Annotated in this window: 6 protein-coding genes; all 6 read right to left on the bottom strand. The window is 62.6% G+C overall.

Annotated elements, in window-relative coordinates:
- Nucleotides 1-135: 135 nt before the first annotated feature.
- Complete coding sequence (locus AC0V2Y_RS28455) at nt 136-258, bottom strand: hypothetical protein (RefSeq protein ID WP_475417758.1); 123 nt, start codon at nt 256-258, stop codon at nt 136-138.
- Nucleotides 255-893, bottom strand: coding sequence for a hypothetical protein (locus AC0V2Y_RS28450; protein ID WP_475417759.1), 639 nt, complete (start codon nt 891-893; stop codon nt 255-257). Before AC0V2Y_RS28450 ends, AC0V2Y_RS28455 begins: the two co-directional genes overlap by 4 nt.
- Nucleotides 890-1,528, bottom strand: a complete 639-nt coding sequence (locus AC0V2Y_RS28445; RefSeq protein ID WP_475417760.1) for a hypothetical protein — start codon at nt 1,526-1,528, stop codon at nt 890-892. Before AC0V2Y_RS28445 ends, AC0V2Y_RS28450 begins: the two co-directional genes overlap by 4 nt.
- The gene (locus AC0V2Y_RS28440; RefSeq protein ID WP_475417761.1) at nt 1,525-1,914 is read right to left on the bottom strand and encodes a hypothetical protein; all 390 of its coding nucleotides are present in this window, start codon (nt 1,912-1,914) and stop codon (nt 1,525-1,527) included. Before AC0V2Y_RS28440 ends, AC0V2Y_RS28445 begins: the two co-directional genes overlap by 4 nt.
- Before the next feature lie 26 nt (nt 1,915-1,940).
- The gene (locus AC0V2Y_RS28435) at nt 1,941-2,750 is read right to left on the bottom strand and encodes a PRTRC system ThiF family protein (RefSeq protein ID WP_475417762.1); all 810 of its coding nucleotides are present in this window, start codon (nt 2,748-2,750) and stop codon (nt 1,941-1,943) included.
- A gap of 11 nt (nt 2,751-2,761) precedes the next feature.
- Nucleotides 2,762-3,520: PRTRC system protein A (locus AC0V2Y_RS28430; RefSeq protein WP_475418464.1), on the bottom strand; the 759-nt coding region annotated here is incomplete at its 5' end.

Raw genomic sequence — 3,520 nt, 5'->3', positions numbered from 1 at the left:
GCCCTGGGCAGTGAGCCACGCGAGATATTCCGCCTCATGATCTTCATCGAACTCTGGCATATCTGGATGCCTATACCAGCCCTCAGCATCGCGCACGACCGGCGCCCATTCAATAAGCTTGCTCATATTCACCTTTCAGGTTGTCGCGGCCAGGACGCCCGCCAGGGTCGCCGCCACGTAAATCAGGATCAGGGCCGCCGCTACGCGCGCGGCACCAGGGCTGCGTTCGTTGTGCGGCACTTCGTCGTTGTTGGTCATGCCGCCTCCGCGGTGGGCATCTTGATGCCGCGCCAGGCGTAGAAAGCTGGCCTGTCATCAGGTGAGATGCGCATGCAGTCTTCGCCAAACGTAAAGGTCGCGTTATGCTGCGCCCCTGGAAATTTGAAATAGAGGAGCGCCTGGGCGTGACCTAGTCTGTCCGGCCCCTGCAGCGGCGCGCGGCTTACCCAGATGCTGCCGATCTTGCAGTCCGGATACCTGATCGCAAAGAATTCGATCAGGGCCGCTTGGGCTGCCTTTTGCGCACGCCACTCGACAAACTCCCCCATTACGCAGCTCTGGCTGCAGTAGACGGCATCGCCGTCCGTGACAACTTCCAGGTGCTCGTGCTCTTCACCTTGATCCTCGGCTTCTTGCTGCATGTCGTAGTTGACGCGCCGGCTGCAGTGGTGGCATTCGAACCACCAGCCATGGTCGATTAGCACCGCGTGCGGCACAGGGCCGGGCGCGTACTGGTCGAACTCCGGCTTACGGAGGCAGTGCTCGACCTCGTTAAAGCCGCAGTCCAGTTCGTTGGCTCCTTCACGGCGCGCCGCGGCCCCGCTGGTGGCAAAGCGGATAACGCAGTGACCTTCACCAGGCTCGCGTACCTCGTAGGCAAGCAGCGGCTTCATGGCGCCACCCGCTCGAACTCGATCACCCACACCCACGGGTTGGCTGCCCAGCTGCCGGCGCCGTTAATGGATTTCCATAGTCGTTCGAAAGGCGCGATAGCGGCGCGCCGGTACATCGCAGCTCGCTCATCGGCATTGGCTCCGAATACCGATATCTGCCGAACCTCGTCGGGCGCCACACCCTCAGCTCCTGCGTCGACATCGCTGCAGTCATTTAGACGCTCGACGCGCACCGACACGATCTCAAGCAGAATCCGGCTGCTCCAGCGCGGCATGTGGATACTCGGGATGGTGCGCGCTGGCATGCCGACAGATGGCGTTGGCTCCAGTTCGTAATCGAGCAGGGGGCCTACATGCATGCCAGTGGCCGCGTAGTAGTGCCCTTTATCTGCGTGATGACCGAGCGTTTCGCGTACCCAAATTTGGTCGCCGGGCAGGCCATGCGGACAGTGATTAAATAAGTTGCTGTTTGTTGGCAGCTTTTCGGGTTGGAACAGGCCGCCGCGGTATTCCAAAATCGACGTGTCGCCGATCCGGGTAGGCTGTGGCATCATGATCCGCCGTGTCTGGGTCTTGCTGCCGGCAAGCAGTGCGCGCACCATCTGCGCATTGAATAACATCGGACGTTCTTTCACGTTGCATCCCCCCATAGGAAATTGCGTATCCCCACAATCAGTTCATCGAATTCGGTTGATGTGCACGGCATGCCTTCGTCATGGTCGGCAATTTCGTCCTTATCGCTCATAACCTTGACGGCCAGCAGTAGCTCGCGCGCCATGCGCAGCTTGTCTTCCAGGCCTTTTGCGTAGGTGCTCATGCCGGCCGCCGTCCATCCGCCAGCGAGCGTTTCTTGCGGTAACCCAAGGCAGGCATTCCAGCAGGTGGTAAGGCGCTGCGCATTGGCTTCTTGCATTCCGGGTGCATTGCCGAAGTCCATGACAACCGCTACGGCGGCGCGCCCTCCAATTCCTCGAATGACAATCTCGGGACGCCCGCCCTCCTCCTGGAATGTCTCGGCCATGAAAAGTAGCCCAGGGGTGTGCCTACTCATGCCATCACCTGCACACGCAGTTGTTCCGTCTCGGGCGCTTCCGGTACCGGGGGCGGCTCTTTAACCAGCAACGGGCGCATACTGCCGGTGCGCAGGTTGACGAAGGCGCCGTGCCAGGTCAGGCGGCCATGCCGGAAAAATTCCCAAAGGATCGACAGCGCCGGCGTGACGACGGCCTGGTTGATGAATAATTCCTGGCGCTCGAGCGCTTCGGCCAGGCCGCAGCTGGGCGTGTCGTCCTCGATGGCCTGGACGTCGACCAGCTCGGGCAGCACGCGGTACGGATCGGGCAGGCGCGCGCTGCCGGGCGGCGCCTTGTGAGCTGGGCTGCCGTCGGCGTTGGCCAGCTCGCCGAACAGCACTTGGCCGTCGGCGGCGCGGTTGCCAATGTCCATCAGGTAGTACGGCTTGTTCGGATGGCGCAGTGCGCGGTCGTTGGCGATTTCGTAGCGCGACTTGGCGCTGTCGACGCACGCGATCAGCATGTCGGGCGCGCCCTTGCCGGCTTCGTATCGGCCGAAATGGGCCTCCCAATTCAGGCCGAAAAATGCGTTGATGCGGCTGACCAGCACGATCGCCTTGCTCGATCCGACGTCGAACTGGCCAAACATCTGGCGGCCCATGTTGGCCTCGCTGACCGTGTCCGGGTCGAACGCGATCACGTTCAGGCCGGGGTGGCCCAGTGCCGTCAGCGCGTGGTTCAGGCGCGCCAGGCCGGTCAGCATTTGCGAGCCGTTGCCGCCGCAGCCCACCAGGTGAATCATCACCTGGTGCTGCAGGAAATGCGCGGGAGTAATGTGGGGCATGTCGATGGCTCCTACGCGGCGGCCAGTTCGGCCGTGAAAATCTTGTCGGCCGGTACCGCCAGCGTCATGAACAGGCCCAGCACGCACAGTCGGAATGCGACCGTCGGCAGCTGCTGGTCTAGGTTGCCGTACACGCCGGAAATTTTCACGCTGCCGGCGTCGTCCAGGTTGTCGGTCTCGCTGAAAAACGCCGGATGCGTGCCATGGCTGTGCAAGTCGATGGCCAGGTGCTCGCGCTCTGCCAGCAACAACTGCTGGAACTGGATGTGGCCGCTGGTCGGTTCGCCGATCGGCAACGGGTAGCGCAAGGCCCACTCGCGCGTTTCGTCATTCCAGATCAAGCTGGCTGCGCTCTCGATCGGCGACTTCAGGCGCGCCACTTCGCCGAAGGCGCGCAGCTCCTCGAGCGCACTGCCGATCTTGCCAAACGCGAATTCGACTTTCGGCTTGATGGCGCCAAACGGCATGCGCACCGCTTTTTGCTCCGCCAGGCGCTGGATCAGGTGCAGCCACGGCCGGCGCACCTCCAAGTAGACGCCGTCATCAGCCATCAGGAAGCGGTGGCCGGCTTCCTCCAGCGCGTGAAACTCGCTGTGCAGCGGCACCACGACGACCGGCGCGGCGCGCAACAGCGCCATATCCATGGCCAGTTTTTCCGGATCGGCCGCTTCTTCGTCGACCGCCAGCAGCAGCGGGCGCGCGTCGCGCAGCGCCGTTTCGGTGTGCAGCAGGAACGCCTCGTAGGACGTTTTGGTGATATTGAGCAGTTC

The sequence above is a fragment of the Janthinobacterium sp. BHSEK genome (assembly GCF_056174685.1).
This window is presented reverse-complemented; position numbering and strand designations above follow the sequence as displayed.